18 protein-coding genes are annotated in these 18,438 nt (G+C 63.9%); 12 read left to right on the forward strand and 6 right to left on the reverse strand.

Going from position 1 to position 18,438, the window contains the following annotated elements; all coding sequences use genetic code 11:
* The first annotated feature begins 88 nt into the window (after positions 1–88).
* Genes BPHYT_RS05115 through BPHYT_RS05130 form a run of 4 tightly spaced genes read left to right on the forward strand, consistent with a single transcriptional unit; the run spans position 89 to position 3,976 of the window.
* Positions 89–1,390 carry an NAD(P)/FAD-dependent oxidoreductase gene (locus BPHYT_RS05115; RefSeq protein WP_012432094.1) on the forward strand — a complete coding sequence of 434 codons (1,302 nt, stop codon included), beginning with the start codon at positions 89–91 and terminating at the stop codon, positions 1,388–1,390.
* Positions 1,387–2,238: a DUF1365 domain-containing protein gene (locus BPHYT_RS05120; protein ID WP_012432095.1), complete on the forward strand. Its 852-nt coding sequence runs from the start codon at positions 1,387–1,389 to the stop codon at positions 2,236–2,238. Before BPHYT_RS05115 ends, BPHYT_RS05120 begins: the two co-directional genes overlap by 4 nt.
* Before the next feature lie 12 nt (positions 2,239–2,250).
* A complete protein-coding gene (locus BPHYT_RS05125; protein ID WP_012432096.1) occupies positions 2,251–3,462 on the forward strand; it encodes an SAM-dependent methyltransferase in 1,212 nt (403 codons plus the stop codon).
* Entirely contained in the window at positions 3,428–3,976 is a 549-nt protein-coding gene (locus BPHYT_RS05130) for a chalcone isomerase family protein (protein ID WP_012432097.1), read from the forward strand. Before BPHYT_RS05125 ends, BPHYT_RS05130 begins: the two co-directional genes overlap by 35 nt.
* A gap of 114 nt (positions 3,977–4,090) precedes the next feature.
* Here the strand turns inward: BPHYT_RS05130 and BPHYT_RS05135 are convergent, their stop codons facing one another.
* The 3 genes from BPHYT_RS05135 to BPHYT_RS05145 form a co-directional block, all read right to left on the reverse strand.
* On the reverse strand, positions 4,091–5,173 hold the full coding sequence (locus BPHYT_RS05135; protein ID WP_012432098.1) for an alpha/beta hydrolase: 1,083 nt from the start codon (positions 5,171–5,173) through the stop codon (positions 4,091–4,093).
* Between the two features lie 89 nt (positions 5,174–5,262).
* Positions 5,263–6,588 (reverse strand): Nramp family divalent metal transporter, encoded by a 1,326-nt coding sequence (locus BPHYT_RS05140; protein ID WP_012432099.1) that lies wholly within the window; start codon positions 6,586–6,588, stop codon positions 5,263–5,265.
* A gap of 124 nt (positions 6,589–6,712) precedes the next feature.
* Entirely contained in the window at positions 6,713–7,693 is a 981-nt protein-coding gene (locus tag BPHYT_RS05145; RefSeq protein ID WP_012432100.1) for a ferritin-like domain-containing protein, read from the reverse strand.
* Between the two features lie 401 nt (positions 7,694–8,094).
* Here BPHYT_RS05145 and map point away from each other — a divergent pair, with 401 nt between their 5' ends.
* The 6 genes from map to BPHYT_RS05175 all read left to right on the forward strand — a co-directional run bounded on the left by map (position 8,095) and on the right by BPHYT_RS05175 (position 12,506).
* A complete protein-coding gene (gene map, locus BPHYT_RS05150; protein WP_012432101.1) occupies positions 8,095–8,880 on the forward strand; it encodes a type I methionyl aminopeptidase in 786 nt (261 codons plus the stop codon).
* Between the two features lie 199 nt (positions 8,881–9,079).
* Entirely contained in the window at positions 9,080–9,613 is a 534-nt protein-coding gene (locus BPHYT_RS05155) for a GNAT family N-acetyltransferase (RefSeq protein ID WP_012432102.1), read from the forward strand.
* Between the two features lie 222 nt (positions 9,614–9,835).
* Positions 9,836–10,690, forward strand: coding sequence for a septum site-determining protein MinC (minC, locus tag BPHYT_RS05160; RefSeq protein ID WP_012432103.1), 855 nt, complete (start codon positions 9,836–9,838; stop codon positions 10,688–10,690).
* A 103-nt stretch (positions 10,691–10,793) separates the two neighbouring features.
* A complete protein-coding gene (gene minD, locus BPHYT_RS05165; protein ID WP_006048490.1) occupies positions 10,794–11,609 on the forward strand; it encodes a septum site-determining protein MinD in 816 nt (271 codons plus the stop codon).
* A gap of 14 nt (positions 11,610–11,623) precedes the next feature.
* Positions 11,624–11,878: a cell division topological specificity factor MinE gene (gene minE, locus BPHYT_RS05170; protein ID WP_012432104.1), complete on the forward strand. Its 255-nt coding sequence runs from the start codon at positions 11,624–11,626 to the stop codon at positions 11,876–11,878.
* A 316-nt stretch (positions 11,879–12,194) separates the two neighbouring features.
* Positions 12,195–12,506: a YXWGXW repeat-containing protein gene (locus BPHYT_RS05175; protein WP_012432105.1), complete on the forward strand. Its 312-nt coding sequence runs from the start codon at positions 12,195–12,197 to the stop codon at positions 12,504–12,506.
* Positions 12,507–12,754: 248 nt separating this feature from the next.
* Here the strand turns inward: BPHYT_RS05175 and BPHYT_RS05185 are convergent, their stop codons facing one another.
* Positions 12,755–14,179, reverse strand: coding sequence for a chloride channel protein (locus tag BPHYT_RS05185; RefSeq protein ID WP_012432106.1), 1,425 nt, complete (start codon positions 14,177–14,179; stop codon positions 12,755–12,757).
* Between the two features lie 212 nt (positions 14,180–14,391).
* Here BPHYT_RS05185 and waaC point away from each other — a divergent pair, with 212 nt between their 5' ends.
* Together waaC and BPHYT_RS39420 are read left to right on the forward strand one after the other, a co-directional pair.
* Entirely contained in the window at positions 14,392–15,396 is a 1,005-nt protein-coding gene (gene waaC / locus BPHYT_RS05190; protein ID WP_012432107.1) for a lipopolysaccharide heptosyltransferase I, read from the forward strand.
* Between the two features lie 708 nt (positions 15,397–16,104).
* A complete protein-coding gene (locus BPHYT_RS39420) occupies positions 16,105–16,239 on the forward strand; it encodes a hypothetical protein (protein WP_012432108.1) in 135 nt (44 codons plus the stop codon).
* Between the two features lie 53 nt (positions 16,240–16,292).
* On the opposite strand, the gene BPHYT_RS05195 is transcribed toward BPHYT_RS39420, so the two are convergent.
* Positions 16,293–16,472 (reverse strand): hypothetical protein, encoded by a 180-nt coding sequence (locus BPHYT_RS05195; protein ID WP_012432109.1) that lies wholly within the window; start codon positions 16,470–16,472, stop codon positions 16,293–16,295.
* Positions 16,473–16,710: 238 nt separating this feature from the next.
* Positions 16,711–18,018: an MFS transporter gene (locus tag BPHYT_RS05200; protein WP_012432110.1), complete on the reverse strand. Its 1,308-nt coding sequence runs from the start codon at positions 18,016–18,018 to the stop codon at positions 16,711–16,713.
* Between the last annotated feature and the right edge of the window lie 420 nt (positions 18,019–18,438).

The raw sequence follows: 18,438 nt of genomic DNA on the forward strand, positions 1-18,438 counted from the left end.
TCCGCGCTGCGTAAATCCCCTCAAGGACCGCAACCCTCGTCACACCTCTTGAATTCAACGCGTGTCCCCAGCTCAAGGAGACGCGCCCATGCCCCATTCCGCACCGACCTCACCACTACCGCGCGGCTCGCGGGTCGCGGTCATCGGCGCCGGCATCTCGGGTTTGGCCAGCGCGTATCTGCTGGCGCGCCACCATCGGGTCACGCTGTTCGAATCGGCGGCGTACCTGGGCGGCCACACCAATACCGTGGACGTCACGCTCGACGGCCACACGCATCCCGTCGACACCGGTTTCCTGGTGTTCAACGACCGCACCTATCCGAACCTGATCGCGCTATTCGCCGAACTCGGCGTGCAATCGCATCCGAGCGACATGACCTTCTCCGTTTCGCTCGACGAAGGCCGTCTCGAATGGGCCGGCACCAGTCTGAACACTGTGTTCGCGCAGCGCCGCAACCTGTTTTCGCCGACCTTCATCGGCATGCTGCGCGACATCATGCGGTTTAACGGCAGCGCGCAACGCAACCTCGAACTGGCGATTGCAACGCGCGCGTCGATGGGTGAGCTGCTGACGGAAGGCGGCTACGGCGGCGCGTTCCAGCGACAGTATTTGCTGCCGATGGCCGCCGCGATCTGGTCGAGCGCTACCGCCGATATCCTCGCGTTCCCGGCCACGACTTTCCTGCGCTTCTGTCTGAACCACGCACTGCTGCAAGTGAATCGCCGGCCGCAGTGGCGGACCGTGGTCGGCGGCGGCCGCGAGTATGTGAAGCGTATAACCAGCACGCTGGACGACGTCCGCATCGGCACAGCGGTGCGCGGCGTGCGGCGCGACACCGACGGCGTCGACGTGTTCACTGACCACGGCAGCGAGCGCTTCGACGCGCTGGTGCTCGCGACTCACGCACCGACCACGCTGCGCCTCCTGCAAGACGCCGATCAGGACGAGCGCGGCGTGCTCGCCGCCGTGCGCTATCAACCGAACGTCGCGGTGCTGCATACGGATACGAATCTGCTGCCGCGTCGTCAGCGCGTGTGGTCGGCGTGGAATTATCTTGGCAGCCGCAGTGCCGACGGCACGCATCCGGTGTGCGTCAGTTATCTGGTCAATCAATTACAGCCGCTGCCGTTCAGGACGCCGCTCGTCGTCACGCTCAACCCGGTGACCCAGCCGGCGCCGGGCACCGAACTGCGCCGCTTCGTCTACGATCATCCGCTGTTCGATCTGGCCGCCATCGACGCGCAGCATCGTCTGCCATCGTTGCAAGGCAAGCGCCGCACGTGGTTCGCGGGCGCATGGACGGGTTACGGTTTTCACGAGGATGGTCTGAAATCGGCGCTGCGCGTCGCGGCCGATTTCGACGCATCGCCGGCATGGGCCAGGCTATGAAACCGTCGACCGACAAAGCCGGCGCAGATCCAGCAGCCTGGCTTCTGACCGGCAAGGTGATGCACGAACGTCTGCGTCCAAAACATCATCGCTTCACCTATCCGGTGTTTTACGTGCGATGCGACCTGGATCGGCTGGCCTCGCTCGACAGCGGGTGGTTCGGCATCGACCGCTGGCGGCCGCTCAGCCTGTATCGACGCGACCACGGTCCGCGCGACGGCAGCGACCTCGCCACATGGATGCGCGAGCAACTACGTGCCGCGGGCATTGAAGAAGCGAACGGCCGGATCTGGCTGCAAGCTTTCCCGCGCGTGTTTGGCTACGCGTTCAATCCGGTCAGTTTCTGGCATTGCCACGACCGCGACGGCCAACTGCGCGCGCTGCTGGCCGAAGTGCGCAACACGTTCGGCGAGCGCCACAGCTATCTGCTCAGTGCAAGCGGCAACGCGCCGATCACGGCAAGCACGCGGCTCATGTGCCGCAAAGTGCTGCACGTGTCGCCGTTTTGCCGTGTGGAAGGCGGCTACACCTTTCGCGTCACTGAAGCGCCCGGTGGCGCGTCGGTCTCCATCGACTATCACGACGCCGACGGTCTGCTGATTCGCACCGCGCTCGGCGGCCGCCTGACGCCGCTCACGCGCGCGGCCGCGTGCGCCGCGCTGCTGCGTCAGCCGCTCCTGACCGTGGGCGTCGTCGCGAGAATTCACTGGCAAGCGTTGCGCCTTGCCCTGAAGAAAGCGCCGTTCCACGGCAAAAACCCCGCGCCGGCCCGCACCGGCGACGCGTCCACCCACCACGCCGCAGCCGCCAAACCATCCGCCGCCGCGCGCCCCATTTCGTCCGATTGAGGAGATTCAGCCATGGCGCTTTCAAGAACCCTGAGCGGGCACCAAACCGCCCCCGCGTCAGGCCGTCTGTTTCTGTCCTTGCTCGAGCGGATCCAGGTGGGGCATCTGGTCCTCATCACGCCCGACGGCCAGCAGCGCGTGTTCGGCGATCCGCACGCGGCGCCCGGCGCGCGGCTGGAGATGCGTGACTGGCGCGCGTGCGGCGCGATTCTGCGCAAAGGCGATATTGGTTTCGCCGATGCATGGCGCTCTTTCTGGGTCGATACGCCCGATCTGGCCGCGCTGCTGCGTGTCGCGATCCGCAACGAGCGCGCTCTGCAACGCACGGTGTATGGCGGCTGGCTCGCGCAACTCTGGTACGGACTGCGCCACAAGCTGAGGCCGAACACGCGCTCGGGCAGCCGGCGCAACATTCACGCGCACTACGACATCGGCAACCCGTTTTACGCGCAGTGGCTCGACGCGACGTTCACCTATTCGAGCGCGGTGTTCGACGGCAATTTCCATCAATCGCTCGAAGACGCGCAGCACGCGAAGTATCAGCGCATCATCGATACGCTCGGTTTGCGCGAAGGCATGCACATTCTGGAAATCGGCTGCGGCTGGGGCGCTTTTGCGCTGCATGCGGCGCGTCTTGGCATTCACGTGCATGGCGTGACGATCTCGCCGGCACAACTCGAATTCGCCCGGCAGCGTGTGAACGAAGCAGGCCTGGGCGAGCGCGTGCAACTCGAACTGCGCGACTATCGCAGCCTGACCGGCCAGTACGACGCCGTCGTATCGATTGAAATGTTCGAGGCCGTCGGCGAAAAATTCTGGCCGACGTACTTTCGGATTCTGCGCGAACGTCTGCGGCCGGGCGCTCGCGCGCTAGTGCAAACCATCACGATCGACGACTCGCATTTTGCCGCTTATCGCGCGACGAGCGACTTCATTCGCGAGTTCATTTTTCCTGGCGGCATGTTGCCGAGCCCGCAGCGTTTCGCGCAGGCCGCACGGCGCGGCAAGCTCACGACGCGCACCTCGCTGGCGTTCGGCCGCGATTACGCGGAGACCTTGCGTCGCTGGCGCGGCGCGTTCGAAGCGCAACTCGATACGATCCGCGTGCAGGGTTTCGACGAGATTTTTGTGCGCACGTGGCGGCTCTATCTGGCGTATTGCGAAGCCGGCTTCGACGAAGGACGCACGGATGTCATGCAGTTCGTGCTTTCGCAAGCGGACTGACGTGCGCGCCTTCGTCGCTCTCGTCCTGGCGTTGTGGGTGAGCGCCGCTTGCGCGGACTGGCGCGGCGACGTCCAGTCCGCGCAACTCGTTGGCGAAGGCGATTTCAGCGTGCTCGGCTTCCGGCTCTATCGCGCGCAGATGTGGAGCGAACGCGTGCCGGTCGATTACGACGCCCGCTTCGCGCTGCACATCGTGTACGCGCGCGGCATCAAACGCGAGCGCCTCGCGGACACTGGTATCAGCGAGATCAAGCGTTTGGCTGGCGTGCCGATTCCGGCCGACACGCTGGAGCGCTGGCGCGCGGATATGCTGCAGGCCTTCGTGGATGTCAGCCCCGGCGACCAGTTGAGCGCGGTGTATCTGCCGGACAAAGGCGTGCGTTTTTATGCCGGCGAGCGCATGACCGGCGAGTTCGACGATCCCGCCTTCGCGCGTGCATTCTTCGGCATCTGGCTCGATCCTTCGACGCGCGCGCCTACTTTGCGCAAGCAGTTGCTTGGCACGGCGCCGTAGTTCGTTTGCGACGCGTTGCGAAGTTTGCCGTTGGGCACCGGGGCGAGTACGTGAATCAGGTGCGTATAAAGCGCCGGGTGCGTCGCCGCAGAACCGCAACGCGCTTTGCGGGGCTTATTCGCTGAGGCCCAGATTGCCTTGTTGTTTCTGGCAATCCGTATCAGCGGCGGGCGCCGATACGGATGCCGAGCCATCGCACGACGCAACCGCTGCTTTCGCCCGTTGCCTGCGCATCTGATAGACGTTGCCTTGCGCGTCCGAAGATGCGGGCAGTAATGGCGCGCCACCGTTTGCAGCGCTCTTGTGCGAACGCCGTACTTCATTGCTAGCCTGCTTGTCGATAAACGCGCTCGCATCGTCGAGCACCGGCGCAAAGCCGCGCAACGGGCCGGCAAACGCGCCCACCAGCAGCGCGTGCCCGACGCGCGGATAGTGCTTCACTTCGACATCCGCGTCGCCCGATGCGCGCAGTTTCGCCGCGAGCCGGTCGGTGTTGCCCGGATCGACGGTCGTATCGCGCTGGCCTGCCGCGAGGAACATCGGCGGCTCGTCGCCGGCGACGAAGTTGATCGGCTGACTCGCGGCGCGCAAGGCACGCGGGAAAATTTCCTCCAGCGTCGCGTCGTGCAAAGGCAGAAAATCATACGGCCCGGCCAGGCCGATCACGCCGCTGATATCGCTTTTGCTCATCTGCTGCGCGGCGAGATAGCGGCCGTCGGTGGCGAGCAGCATCACGATATGCGCGCCCGCCGAGTGTCCCATCAAAAAGATTCGCGACGGGTCGCCGCCGAACTCGGCCGCGTGGTCGCGTGCCCAGCGCACGGCCGCGGCCGCGTCGTCGACGAAACCGGGGAACGCGGTGTCGGGCCACGTCCGATAGTCCGGCAGCACGGCAACGAAGCCGCGCGAGGCCAACGCCGCGCCGACGAACAGATAGTTGCCGCGCGAGCCGTTCTGCCAACTGCCGCCATAGAAGAACACCACCATCGGACGGCCATGCGAAGAAGCGGCTGCCGGCGCGTCGGCGGTGGGTACGTAGACGTCGAGTTTCTGGCGCGGCGCGTTGCCGTAAGCCAGGCCGTTTTCGGCGCGGAACTGCTTGTGCGATACGGCGGCGTTCAATACGCCCGCCGCGCTGCAGCCGCCGAGAGCGGCGAGGGCCAGCGTGGCGGTCAGGGTGAGAAGGCGTCGAGGCATGAGAGTCGAGTCAGTCCGGAGAGATGCGTTCGAACAATGTACGCGCCAACCCCACGAGCGGATGCAGGCCGTGCCATGACGCCGCTGGCTCACGCGGCATGAAACGGCGGCCACGGCGAAATGCCGGCCGCCTGCAGCAGCAGAATGAGATTGAGCGCCAGCACGACGACCGTGCCGAGAATCGCCGCGAAGGTCGTCGCACGACGATTCCGGTAGCGGCCCATCAGGTCGCCGCGCGAGGTGAACCACACGAGCGCGATCATCGGCACGGGCAGGGCGATGCTGAGCACCACCTGGCTCAGCACCAGGGCGCGCGTCGCGTCGACGCCGCAGGCCACTACCGCGAAAGCCGGCGCCATCGTGATCAAGCGCCGGGCCCACACGGGAATATGAAAGCCGACGAAGCCCTGCATGATCATTTGCCCAGCCATCGTGCCGACCACTGAACTCGACACGCCCGACGCGATCAACGCGGCCAGAAAGAGTCCCGCCGCGGCGCCGCCGAGCAGCGGCGTGAGCGTGCGCCACGCGGTCTCGATGCTGGCGATCTCCGGGTGCCCTGCATGAAACGCGCTCGAGGCCATGATCACCATCGCCATGTTGATGAACCCGGCCACGCCGAGCGCGACCACCACTTCGATATTGGAAAAGCGCAGCAGCCTCGCGCGCTCGCCGTCGTTGCGCGGTTTCACGCGATTCTGCGTGAGCCCCGAATGCAGGAACAGCACATGCGGCATGACCGTGGCGCCGATAATGCCGACCGATATCGTCAACGCATTGCTATCCGGCACACGCGGCGTGAACGTGTGCGCGACCACCGATGGCCAATGCACCGGTGCGATCAGCAACTCGGCAAGATAAGATAATCCGATTACGCCGATCAACGCCGCGATCGCCAGTTCGAGCGGGCGGAAGCCGCGCTTTTCGAATTGCAGCAAGCCATACGTGACGGCTGCGGTGATCAGCATGCTCGGTATCATCGGCAGATGCGTGAGCAATGACACGCCGATCGCGCCGCCGACGAACTCGGCCAGATCGGTCGCCATCGCCGCGATTTCGCTGATGCCCCACATCGCGAGCACGGAGCGGCGTGGCAGCGCTTCGCGGCATAACTCGGCGAGATTGCGCCCGGTGACGAGACCGAGCTTGGCCGACAGCGACTGGAACAGCATCGCGACGACATTCGCGACCGCCACGACCCACAGCAGCGTATAGCCGTATCCCGCGCCCGCCTGGATGTTGGTGGCGAAGTTGCCCGGGTCCATGTACGCGATCGACGCCACCACCGCCGGCCCGACGAACGGCAGCATCGCGCGCACGCCACGGCGCCTTCCCGCCAGCGTTTCGCGAATGTCGAAACAGGTCTGCTCGGTGAGAGTCTGCGGCACGGTGCCCTGGCTTATCGCTTCGTTCATAGCGGCTCCTGTACGTCGTCAAGCGTTCAACGCAAGTTGCACATGACGGCCGGTCAACGGGTTCAGCGCGATCGGCGTCGCGGCGCCCCGTTGCCGGTGCAACTGACACAACCAATAACTCAGCTCAGGCGCTCATGTTCAGCGAACCGTTGACGCCGTTCGGGAAGAAGCCGCCCTTGGTCGCCGCTGAACTCGTCAGGTAGACGATGTTGAGGACGTTGCTGTAGTTGCGGCTGAATGCGAGCCCATTGCTGTCCAGCGGCACGATGTTGGACGTGCCGGCGGTCGCGCCGGTGATGCCCTGATCGTCGTGGCCGTTGTGATCGAGGCTGTTGCGCGCAGCCGAAATCGCGTTGGCGGCGGTGACGAGACTCGTCATGTCGATGCCTTTCGAGTACAGCACCGTGCGCACCAGGCCGGCGTGATACGCCTCGGCCGCGAGAATGCCGGCCGCCGCTTCGAGGAACGTCTTGTTGGTGATGAGCGGCGAGGCGCCTTTATAAGCCGTCACGCCGACGTCCTCGAAGATGTACGCGCCGAGCAGGAAGTTGTTGTCATTCGCATACGGATTGAAGGCGGTGCCCGCAGGCACGAGACCCGCGGCGCGCGCCGCGTTCGAAAACGCACCGTTCGGATCCGTGCCGCCGATATCGATCGCGGGCATGGCCACCGCGGCCGAACCCAGCGCGCTGCGCAGGAAGGTGACGTGCTCGCGCTCGTCGTTGGCGATCTCGTTGGCGTAGGCCTTCACCACCGGGTCCTGGAACGGCACCTGCTGCCCGGGAATCACCGTGCCCATCGTGCCGACGCCCGCGGTCATGCTCGCTGCGAGCCCGGCGCCGGTCGTCGCGTACGTATAGAACTGCGATTCGAGGTACTCCAGATTCAGCGCGAAATTCAGGATTTCCGCGTCGGTGGGCGCGCTCTGGGCCGATACGTTCGAAACCGAGCCGCCGCCGCCGCACGCACTGATCAGCGTGCCGCCGACAAGTCCCAGACTCAAGCCGCCGGCGTTGCGAAAGAACTGTCTGCGTTGCAGGCGGCGCGTGGCGCGTCGATCGAATGCATCAATAAGGGATGCTGATTTAGTGCTGGACTCCGACATGGCGATGCTCCTCAAATGGTTCGCTGCCGATGCCGCGAATTCGCGACGTATTCGCGCGTACATCTGTTTCTCTCGCGCGGTCAAACGCAATATCGCGGACGCAAAGAGGCCTCCGTTCTTCTGAAAAGAACCAGATGATCAAGGGAGAAGAGCGAGTCCTCATTCGCCTTTACGGGGCGAGCACTCTGCTAGATGCAACACTCGCAAAAGATTTCTGTTTGCGTGCGCAGCATCGATTGCGCTGCATGTGAGGAACCGGTCGGGCATGCCGACCAGGGTCGCTGCAGACCGTTCAGTCCGGCAAGTTCGGCGCGGCTCGCAGAGGCTCGGCTGCGATCCTCTGTACAATTGGCCGATCGATTGAACATCGACCTCCCATTCGACCCATATCGACCGAATTCATGGCTATTACCTACAAGACTCCCGACGACATCGCCAAACTGCGCATTTCCGGCCGCCTCGCGGCCGATGTGCTGGCGATGATCGGCGAGCACGTCAAGGCCGGCGTCTCCACCGAAGAGCTGGACGCACTGTGCAACGACTATATTGTCAATACGCAAAAGTCGATTCCGGCAAATGTCGGCTATCTGGGTTTTCCGAAGACGGTTTGCACCTCGGTCAACTCGGTGGTGTGCCACGGCATCCCGAATCGCGCTGAGGTCCTGAAAGACGGCGACATCGTCAATATCGACGTCGCGATCATCAAGGATGGCTACTTCGGCGATACGAGCCGCATGTATTGCGTCGGCCAGCCGAGCACGGTGGCGCGCCAGCTGATCGACACGACCTATGAAGCGATGCTTGCCGGCATCCGCGAAGTGAAGCCGGGCGCGACGCTCGGCGACGTGGGCCATGCGATCCAGAAGGTCGCGCAGCGTGACGGCTTCTCGATCGTGCGCGACTATTGCGGGCACGGCATCGGCAAGGTCTATCACGAAGACCCGCAAGTGCTGCACTACGGTCAGCCGGGGCAGGGCGTGCGTCTGAAGCCGGGCATGGTCTTCACGATCGAGCCGATGGTCAACGCGGGCCGCGCCGGCACCGCGGTGCAGCGCGACGGCTGGACCGTGGTCACCAAAGACCGTTCGCTGTCAGCGCAATGGGAACACATGATCGCCGTGACCGACGACGGCTATGAACTCCTGACACCGTGGCCGGACGGCACCGGTAGCTACGAAGCGCCATGACCCTGCGCGGCGCGTACCGCGTCCGGCCGCTTGCGCCGGAACTGGGCGCGCAACATGCTGCTGAGTCTGGCCACGCTTCGCATGTCGTCTCCCGAGGAGACTTCCTGCGGCGCATGCCACATTCCGGTAAAGAATGATTTGACTCTCGCGCCGGTTCGGTTAAAGCTACGCCTTAGGGTTTCAAGGGGTTTTCGTCTGCATGAGTCCGTCATTGACCGTTCGCCGTATCGCCGCTGATCAGGGCGCTGTTTTCCGCGAACTCCGTACTGCGTCGCTGCGGGAGGCACCGTATGCCTTCGGCGCCACGCTCGAGGACGCGTTGTCGGCTGACGCCGCCAGTTTCGACGCCACCGCTGCGGATCATGCGGTTTCCTTCACCTTCACCACCTTCATCCTCTACACCGAGGGCCATCCGGCGGGACTGATCGAAGCGTACTTCGACGATAGCGCGGCGCGCCGCGCGTTCGTTTGCGAACTGTGGGTGGCGCCGGCCGTGCGTCATCTGCGGGGCGGCGAGCTGCTGGTCGATTCGGCCGCCGCCTGGCTCGCAAATGAAGGCGCCACGGAAATCTACGCGTGGGTCGCCGACGCCAATCGAAATGCCATGCGCTTCTACGAGGCGCTCGGCTTCGGTCCGACCGGCGAGCACCGTCGCGTCACGCGCGCGCCGGACCAGGCCGAAAGCCTGCTGGTGCGCCACGTGCCGACCACGTCTCAGGTGTTTCAGCAGTGATCTCGCGAGCGGCGCAACAGTCTGCCGCTCGATTCCCTTCCGCGTCTCTTCAGCGTCTGTCGCCGGATCATCGGCGCGGCGCGCGGCCCGAATGGCCACGGCGAGGCCGTCGCGTTGCCTGCGCTGGGCCGCGTCGTGATCGCGGCGGGCCGTTCTCCCGGCAAAAAAGCTGGCCGCGCGCGTCGACGCCTGTAAAATACGCAAAATTTTTTGCCGAACGCTATGTCGCCCAAGAAATCGCCCTTTTTCGAACTTCGCAGCGGCTCTGTCGACACGCTCCTGTTCGTGGTCAAGACAACCGACCTCGACGCCATGCGTGCCGAACTGACCCGGCGCTTCGAGGCGACCCCCGAGTTTTTCGCTAACGACGTCGTCGCCATCGACGTGCGCCGTCTCGCCGAGAACGAACGCGTGCCGCTCGCCGACATCGCGCAACTGCTCGACAGCGTGCGCATGCGCCCCGTTGGCGTGGTCGCCAACCCGCAGCAGGCGTGGGCGGCCGAGTCGCAATTGCCGCTGCTCGAAGCCCGCGACCGCCGTGGCGCCACGAACGCCGCCAAATCCGCGGACGAAGACATCGCCAATGCCGCCGCTGCAGCGCCGGCTGTCACCGCCGCGACGGCCACGCCGCCTTCCGATCTGTTCGAGCTCGCCGCCGGCACGCCGGAAAACGGCACGCCGGCCACGGCCGCGGCCGTCGAGCCGGCTCCCGCCGCGGAGCCGGTACGTCTGGCCACATCGTCGCAAACCATGGTGGTGGACAAGCCGCTGCGCTCCGGTCAGCGCATTTACGCCAAGGGCGACCTGGTCGTGCTCGGCCTCGTGAGCTACGGCGCGGAAGTGATCGCGGAAGGCAACATCCATATTTACGCGCCGCTGCGCGGCCGGGCATTGGCCGGCGTGCAGGGCAATCACGACGCGCGCATTTTCTGCACGTGTCTCGAGCCGGAACTCATCTCGATCGCGGGCATCTATCGAACGACTGAGAACCCGCTGCCGGCCGACGTGCTCGGCAAGCCGGTGCAGATCTGGCTCGAAGAAGAAAAGTTGATGATCGAACCGCTGCGGCTCACCTAAGCGACGCGAAGCGCGCTGCGTCGATCAACCCGATGCACGCGGCGTTTCACGGCAAATATGGCCGCACATAATTGACGCATTTGACGAACACAAGGTAAGGGTAATGGCAAAAATCATTGTGGTGACTTCGGGCAAGGGTGGCGTGGGCAAGACGACCACGAGCGCGAGTTTTGCATCGGCCCTCGCTCTGCGGGGCAGCAAAACCGCCGTGATCGACTTCGACGTCGGCCTGCGTAACCTCGACCTCATCATGGGTTGTGAACGCCGCGTGGTGTACGACCTGATCAACGTGATCCAGGGCGAAGCCAATCTGAACCAGGCGCTTATCAAGGACAAGAAGTGCGAGAACCTGTTCATCCTGCCGGCCTCGCAAACGCGCGATAAAGACGCGCTGACCATGGAAGGTGTCGAGAAGGTCATCAACGATCTGATCGCGATGGACTTCGAATTCATCGTGTGCGATTCGCCGGCCGGTATCGAATCGGGCGCGCTGCTCGCCATGCATTTCGCCGACGAAGCGCTGATCGTGACGAATCCGGAAGTCTCGTCGGTGCGTGACTCGGACCGCATCCTCGGCATTCTGTCGTCGAAGACCAAGCGCGCGATCGAAGGCAAGGAGCCGATCAAGGAACATCTGCTGATCACCCGCTACAACCCGAAGCGCGTCAGCGAAGGCGAAATGCTGTCGCTGACCGATATCCAGGAAATTCTGCGCATCGATCTGATCGGCGTGATTCCGGAATCGGAAGCGGTGCTGCACGCATCGAATCAGGGCTTGCCGGCGGTGCATCTGGACGGCACCGATGTGGCCGAAGCCTACAAAGACGTCGTGTCGCGTTTCCTCGGCGAGCAGAAGTCGCTTCGCTTTACCGATTACCAGAAGCCCGGGCTGCTGCAGCGCCTCTTCGGCACCAAGTAAGGGGAGCGCACGTAATGTCGATTCTTTCGTTTTTGCTGGGCGAGAAGAAGAAGTCCGCATCGGTAGCGAAGGAGCGCCTGCAGTTGATCATCGCGCATGAGCGCGCCGGCGGCCATGCGCCTGCCGATTATCTGCCTGCGTTGCAACGCGAACTGGTGGCCGTGATCTCGAAGTACGTGAAGATTTCCCATGACGATATTCGTGTGAGCCTCGAACGTCAGGACGATCTCGAAGTGCTCGAGGTCAAGATCGAAATACCGCAGGCCTGATCGTCCAGGGTCTGCGTCCTCTCGCGGCCGGTTTCATATGACGTGCTGCGCGCTTCGCTGCGTTGCGTCGAGATGACGTAACGCGGGGCGGCGCGCGAGTGCGCCGCTTCGTTGTGCCTCTTCGTTTTTCGTTGTTCCCACCTTCCTCTGTGTTCGTGCGCGTGTGCTTGAGTGGGCTTTCTCGCGCGTCGGCTGCACGTCGAAATAATCCGTTGCACTTCAGCGTATGGCGTTACACGTCCATGGTCAGCCGCTGCGTCCCCTCGCGCATTAAACGGATAACGCCGCCTTCGGTGTTCATCTACAGAGGGATAACATGAACAAGACCTTGCGTTTGCTGCTTGCCAACACCGTATTGATCGCCGCCGGCGCAGCCGCCGTGGCATCGGCTTCGGCCGCGGAAGTCGTCGTGATCGCGCCGTCCGCGCCGCCGCCGGTGCGCTACGAAGCGGTGCCCGCGTCGCGCGTCGGCTACGTGTGGGATCGTGGTCACTGGCGCTGGGATCATGGCCGCTATGTGTGGATCGGCGGTCACTGGCAAGCCGAGCGTGTCGGCTATCACTGGGTGCCGGGACACTGGGTCGCGCACGGCCCGAATTATCACTGGGTTGAAGGCCACTGGGCGTAACGCCACGAGCGTTGGCAATGCGCGGCACGACACGGTGAATGCCGTGCGTGCCGCTGCTTCCATCTCGACGGGCGCAGACACATGCATACGTTGCGCACGCATTCGGCGTAGCGCTCGTCTGCGCCTGCTTCAGGAAACCATGTGATGAAAAAGAATCTGCTTTTGATTGCCGTGCTGGCGGTCATGCTGGCCGGCTGCGTCGTCGTGCCTGCGCGGCCGGTGTATTTGCGAGCGCCGGCCGTCGTCGTCTACTGACGTGGTGCGTTGCTGCCGTTGGGGGCGTCGGCGAGCGGCTCGCCGTCGACGTTCTCCGCGGCCGGGACAGGCGCTTCGACCTCGGGCACTTCCGGCGTCGGCGCGGGCGCGGGTTGCGGCAACGGCGTCATATACCGCTCGGCCAGCGACTCATACAGCGGCGGCGTAAGGAGGCGCGATACGCGGCTCGAAATCAATGCGGTGGCCATCAGCGAGATCACCAATGCGTGGCCGTTGATCATCTCCATCACGATCACGAACGATGTAATCGGCGACTGCGTGACGGCGGCCAGATAGCCGACCATGCCGAGGGCGATCAGCATCGGCAGATCCATCGATTGGAACACCCGGTACAGCAGATCGCCGAAGCCCGCGCCGATTGACAGCGAAGGCGCGAAGATGCCGCCCGGGATGCCCGGCAAATAAGAACCGACCATCGAAATCATCTTCAGGAACGGATAAAACACCGACAACTGCGCGTGGCCGTCGAGCAATCCGCGTGCTTCGGCGTAGCCGCTGCCGAAGGTCGTGCCGCCCGAAATCAGCCCGACCCCCGCGATCACGAAACCGCACAGCGCGGCGAACGCGACCGGCCGCTCGCTGTGCAATTGACGCAGCGGCGCCGGAATCCAGCGCGCGGTATTCAGCAGCAGCCAGCCGAACACACCACCGGCGAGGCCCGTAACGACGGCCGTAAGCAGCACCGCCAGCGCCAGCACATTGGGAAAGTGCGCGCCGATCTGGATGGTTCCGAAATAGGTGTAGTTGCCATTCAAGCCGAGCGCGATCACGCCAGCGATGATGATCGCGGTAATCAGCACGCCGCTAGCGCGTGCCTCGAAGCTGCGCGTCAATTCCTCGATCGCGAACACGATGCCGGCAAGCGGCGTATTGAATGCGGCGGACAAGCCCGCTGCCGCGCCCGCCAGCACGAGTTGCCGTTCGATCAGCGCGTTCGAGCGGGGATACAGCCGCCGCAGATTGAACATCAAGGCGGCGCCCACCTGCACGGTCGGCCCCTCGCGGCCGATCGTGAGGCCGCCGAGAATCGCCAGAAACGACACGGCGATCTTGCCGAACAGAATCCGGAAGGTCAGCAGCCGTGAACCGTATGCGCTCGTCCGGGAGTGAAGCGTGGCGATGACCTGCGGAATGCCGCTGCCTTCGGCGCCGCGAAAGAACTTGCGGGTGAGCCAGACGGCGAGTGCCGTGACCGCGGGGGTGATGATCAGCGGCGCCCACACATGCTGTTGCTGCACGGTGCGAAATTCGTTGTAACCCCAGTCGATCAGTCTCGCGTACAGCACCGCGGTTAGCCCGACTGCGATCGCACCAAGCCAGAAGACGCCGTATTGGCGCCACAGTCGCCTCGCGCGTCGAACGATGGCGGAAGATCGGATCGGAATGGACCGGGACATGGGTTGTATGGAGGCGCAAAGGCAAAAGTATAAGGCGTGCCGGACCCGTAAATCCGCATGAAAGTATTTTGCAATAATGCAAAAGGGCTTTCTGTAAGTAGTTGAGCTAGCCTGCTGTACTAATGACCGAGCAGCGCGCTGCGCGATTCGGCAAAGATTATCGGTTTGGTCGGCTAAAATGCCTTGATGTTCGAACAACTCACAGGTCCTCAATGAAGCGCGTCCTTATCGTCAAGGTCACTTCGCTCGGCGATATCGTGCAGGCCCTGCCAGTGGTCGCCGATATCAAGCGCGCGTTTCCCGGCGTGCAGGTGGATTGGGCCGCCGACGAAGCATTCGCCGAAGTCGTGCACTGGAGCGAGAACGTGGACCGCGTGCTGTGCGCGCCGCTGCGCCGCTTCAAGAAAGCGCGCCGCTGGGCCGATTTCAAATCGATCTGGGCGTCGATCGCTGAATTGCGCGCCTATCGCTACGATTTCATCCTCGACATTCAAGGCGTGTACAAGAGCGCGATCATTGCGTTTCTGGCGCGCTCGTCGCGGCGTATCGGCTACCTGGCTCCGGATCTCGGCGAGCGGGGCGCGGCGTTTGCCTATACCGGGCGATTCGGCCCGCGTCCCAAATGCAATGCGTGGCATGGCATGCGTATCAGCGCGGGCGAGGCGCTGGGCTACGAAATAGAAGGCCCGGCGGTGTTCAATCTGCGCTTGCCGGAACCCGCCAGTCTCCCGTTCGAGTCGAACGGCGCACCGGTCGCGGCGTTCTTTCACGCCACCTCGAAAGACGACAAGAAATGGCCGGTGGGCCATTGGGTGGCGATCGGCCGCGAACTGGCGCAGCGCGGTTTTCGCGTTGTGCTGCCGTGGGGCTCTGAGGGCGAGCGGCTCGAAGCGGAGCAGATCGCGTCGCAATTGCCGGGCGCAACCGTCCTGCCGAAAATGAGCGTGACCGAAATCGCGCAGATGATCGACGCGTGCTCGCTCGTAGTCGGCACCGACACGGGCTTCGTCCATCTTGCGCACGCGCTGCAGAAGCGCACCGTCATGATCTTCGTGGCGACCCCGCCGTCGCATTACGGCATTGAATCGCCATACCGTTCAATCTCCATCGGCGACGGCCAGTCGGTGCCGCCCATCAGCGCCGCGCTCGAGGCGATCGACTACGTCCACACCGAGGCGCACGACGTCACCGTGCAGCACGGCTCCACGGACGTCTGAACGCGGCGTCCTGAAGTCTTGCGCAATCGTTTGCTCGAAAAGAAAAGAGGCGCGACGCGCAGTCCGCTCAAACCACTGAGCGCTGCCTCGTAACGCCTCCGAAAACGCCCGTGTCGGGGAACAGCGGGCGGAGAGGAATCGTCGCAATCAACGGACTCGGCCACGCACTGAGCGGTGGCATCGCGGACACGCCCGGTGTCGACGCGACGACCGCCGCCTCGCGGCCGGCCGGGTTCACTTCTGATCATCTGCGGGATAGGGTGTGAATGTCCGCACGGTTTCGTGCAGCACATCGGCTTCCCCATAGCCGCCGATTCAAAAAGGCGCCGCGCATTACACGCCTGTTAAATCTGTCGCTTTTCGTTGAGTGCCTATTGGCGATCCACGCATTTTTTCGCGCCGTCAAAAGCGGCTGCGCGCAGCATGCATTTCGTAGGCACGTTGTCCGGCGGATTCACCTTGCACCGCGTATGCGCCGCCAGCAAGGCACGCGCCGGACCGGCACGTTCAAACCAGTATAGGCGGTGTTTTCCTCCGATGTGAATTCGGCGTGATCGCGCTTCGAGCGCAGTGCGTTGCGTGCGTCGATCATGTAACACCTTGGTGATCTTCCCTTACAAATCGCAACGCTCGCGCAAAGCGCCGTCGTGTTCAATCGAGTCATTCGGGGTTTAGGCTCGAATGAATCTGACTCGACGGAGAATAACGATGAAACGCTTGATCCTCAGCCTGATCGCAGGCACGCTGCTCGCAACGGCACTTGGTGGTTGCATCGTCGCGCCCGCGCCGGGCTACTACGGCGGCGGTGGCTATTACCACCATGGCGGCTACTACTACCGGTAATCCAACCGACTGAGGCCGCGGCGTCTGCGATGGCGCCGCGGCACCCGTCCGCGTCAGGCCAGCAGCATTTCGAACGCGACGACCGCGGCGATGGCAGCGGCATTCGCCGCCAGCGCTTCCACCACGATGCCCTTCCATGTCGCCGGACGAAAGCGTAATGCAAGCAACAACGAACATAGCAGCGCCAGCGCAATGATCATCACGACGTCTGCGTTGTGAAGATGAATGTTCATCCCTGCCTCCCCGTTAGCCGAAGGGTTATTTTGAATCGAGTATAGGCATGTCAAAAAGACGTGCAAGGCAGGGAATTTACTCAGGAATGCTCGGCAAGCGCAGAGCGTGACGCGGCGGGGAGGTGGGCTATGCCGCCGCGACGTGAGAGTCGCGCCGGGCGGCATCGAGCGAAGAGCAAAGCGCAAAGAGCGGAGAGCGGAGAGCGAAAAGTAAAAGCGCCGGGTTCGGCGCCTTTCGTTACATCAACTGCGTATCGCGCGTTTCACGCATGCACAGCACGCCGATCATGCTGACGGCCGCGGCGATCGACACATATGCGCCCACCCACGGCAGGCCGCCGCGCGCGGCGAGCATCTGCGCGATATACGGCGCGACGGAGGCGCCGAGAATCCCACCGAGGTTGTACGACACACCGGCGCCGGTATAGCGCACGTTGGTGGGGAACAACTCCGGCAGCAGCGCGCCCATCGGCGCGAAGGTTACGCCCATCAGAAACAGTTCGATGACGAGGAACAGCAGCACCAGCGACGTCTGTCCGCTGCCGAGCAGCGGCGCCATCGTAAAGCCCGACAGGATCGCCGCGATGATGCCGACGATCAGCACCGGCTTGCGCCCATAGCGGTCTGCGGCCCAGGCCGACAGCGGCGTGGCGAGCGCCATGAACACCACAGCGATGCACAGCAGGCCGAGGAAGGTCGGCCGTGGAATATGCAACACGGAAACGCCGTACGACAGCGAAAACGTGGTGGCGTTGTAGAACAGCGTGTAGCAGACCACCATCGCGAGCGCGCCGAGCAGGGTCGGCACCCAGTGTTGCGACAGCAGGGTGGCGATCGGCACCTTGACGCGTTCCTGACGTTCGATCGCCGCCTGGAACGCCGGCGTCTCGGCGATTTTCAGGCGCACGTACAAACCGAGCGCAACCAGCACCGCGCTCACGAGGAACGGGACGCGCCAGCCCCAGCTGCGAAACTGCTCGTCGCTCAACGAGAGCGCCAGCGCGAAGAACAGGCCGTTGGACGCCAGAAAGCCGATCGACGGCCCGAGTTGCGGGAACATGCCGAACCAGCCGCGTTTGCCGGCCGGCGCGTTCTCGGTGGCGAGCAGCGCGGCGCCGCCCCATTCGCCGCCGAGGCCGATGCCCTGGCCGAAGCGCAAGATGCACAACAGGATCGGCGCGAGGCTGCCGATCGAGTCGTAGCCAGGCACGAAACCGATCAGCGTGGTGGACACGCCCATCACCAGCAGCGATGCCACCAGCGTCGATTTACGGCCGATCCGGTCGCCGAAGTGGCCGAACAGGAACGAGCCGATCGGCCGCGCCACGAAGGCGATGCCGAACGTGACGAAAGCCGACAAGGCCTGCGCCGTCGCCGAGCCATGCGGGAAAAACACCGGTCCGATGACGAGCGCCGCGGCGGTCGCATAGACATAGAAATCGTAGAACTCGATCGCGGTGCCGATAAAGCTCGCGAAGATGATCCGCGAACTCTTGTTCTGCCCGGCCGCATTGGGCTGGGCCGCGGAAATCGGCGAAGTGGACATGCAGGGTCTCCAAATGTCGTGATGCCGCCGGGCGCCCGGTTCGTAAGCCGGTGGTGCGTGTGGAGACGGCATCTTTGTTCAAATTCGTGCGTTTCGCTTTGTCGGCGGACCGGCGGGCGGCTCGTGGGACGCCGGCGACGCAAACAACGAAGCAACAGCTTACAACGGCAGCCGGCGAAGTTTGCCCGCGAAAGCGGCCATACCAGGGCAATAACCAGGCGGGAGGCTGACGCTTGCGACGTGCGAGGAAAGGCGGAGCGGCCGGCGCGGCGCGAAGCCGCGATGTTTTGCGATCACGGCAACGACAGGCCGCATCACGCATCAAGCAGGCGGCGCTCGCGGATGGCGCGGCGGCGCTGCAATCGGGCTCATGCCGCGCCCGCGGGTGAGCAGGTGGCGTGAGCGGTGCCGGAAGGCTCC

It is taken from the genome of Paraburkholderia phytofirmans PsJN (assembly GCF_000020125.1).
Lineage (GTDB): Bacteria > Pseudomonadota > Gammaproteobacteria > Burkholderiales > Burkholderiaceae > Paraburkholderia > Paraburkholderia phytofirmans.

What these genes read in the sequence shown, in the direction of transcription:
- BPHYT_RS05115 (WP_012432094.1), top strand. Translation starts at nt 89, where the DNA reads ATGCCCCATTCCGCACCGACCTCACCACTACCGCGCGGCTCGCGGGTC.
- BPHYT_RS05120 (WP_012432095.1), top strand. Translation starts at nt 1,387, where the DNA reads ATGAAACCGTCGACCGACAAAGCCGGCGCAGATCCAGCAGCCTGGCTT.
- BPHYT_RS05125 (WP_012432096.1), top strand. Translation starts at nt 2,251, where the DNA reads ATGGCGCTTTCAAGAACCCTGAGCGGGCACCAAACCGCCCCCGCGTCA.
- BPHYT_RS05130 (WP_012432097.1), top strand. Translation starts at nt 3,428, where the DNA reads ATGTCATGCAGTTCGTGCTTTCGCAAGCGGACTGACGTGCGCGCCTTC.
- BPHYT_RS05135 (WP_012432098.1), bottom strand. Translation starts at nt 5,173, where the DNA reads ATGCCTCGACGCCTTCTCACCCTGACCGCCACGCTGGCCCTCGCCGCT.
- BPHYT_RS05140 (WP_012432099.1), bottom strand. Translation starts at nt 6,588, where the DNA reads ATGAACGAAGCGATAAGCCAGGGCACCGTGCCGCAGACTCTCACCGAG.
- BPHYT_RS05145 (WP_012432100.1), bottom strand. Translation starts at nt 7,693, where the DNA reads ATGTCGGAGTCCAGCACTAAATCAGCATCCCTTATTGATGCATTCGAT.
- map (WP_012432101.1), top strand. Translation starts at nt 8,095, where the DNA reads ATGGCTATTACCTACAAGACTCCCGACGACATCGCCAAACTGCGCATT.
- BPHYT_RS05155 (WP_012432102.1), top strand. Translation starts at nt 9,080, where the DNA reads ATGAGTCCGTCATTGACCGTTCGCCGTATCGCCGCTGATCAGGGCGCT.
- minC (WP_012432103.1), top strand. Translation starts at nt 9,836, where the DNA reads ATGTCGCCCAAGAAATCGCCCTTTTTCGAACTTCGCAGCGGCTCTGTC.
- minD (WP_006048490.1), top strand. Translation starts at nt 10,794, where the DNA reads ATGGCAAAAATCATTGTGGTGACTTCGGGCAAGGGTGGCGTGGGCAAG.
- minE (WP_012432104.1), top strand. Translation starts at nt 11,624, where the DNA reads ATGTCGATTCTTTCGTTTTTGCTGGGCGAGAAGAAGAAGTCCGCATCG.
- BPHYT_RS05175 (WP_012432105.1), top strand. Translation starts at nt 12,195, where the DNA reads ATGAACAAGACCTTGCGTTTGCTGCTTGCCAACACCGTATTGATCGCC.
- BPHYT_RS05185 (WP_012432106.1), bottom strand. Translation starts at nt 14,179, where the DNA reads ATGTCCCGGTCCATTCCGATCCGATCTTCCGCCATCGTTCGACGCGCG.
- waaC (WP_012432107.1), top strand. Translation starts at nt 14,392, where the DNA reads ATGAAGCGCGTCCTTATCGTCAAGGTCACTTCGCTCGGCGATATCGTG.
- BPHYT_RS39420 (WP_012432108.1), top strand. Translation starts at nt 16,105, where the DNA reads ATGAAACGCTTGATCCTCAGCCTGATCGCAGGCACGCTGCTCGCAACG.
- BPHYT_RS05195 (WP_012432109.1), bottom strand. Translation starts at nt 16,472, where the DNA reads ATGAACATTCATCTTCACAACGCAGACGTCGTGATGATCATTGCGCTG.
- BPHYT_RS05200 (WP_012432110.1), bottom strand. Translation starts at nt 18,018, where the DNA reads ATGTCCACTTCGCCGATTTCCGCGGCCCAGCCCAATGCGGCCGGGCAG.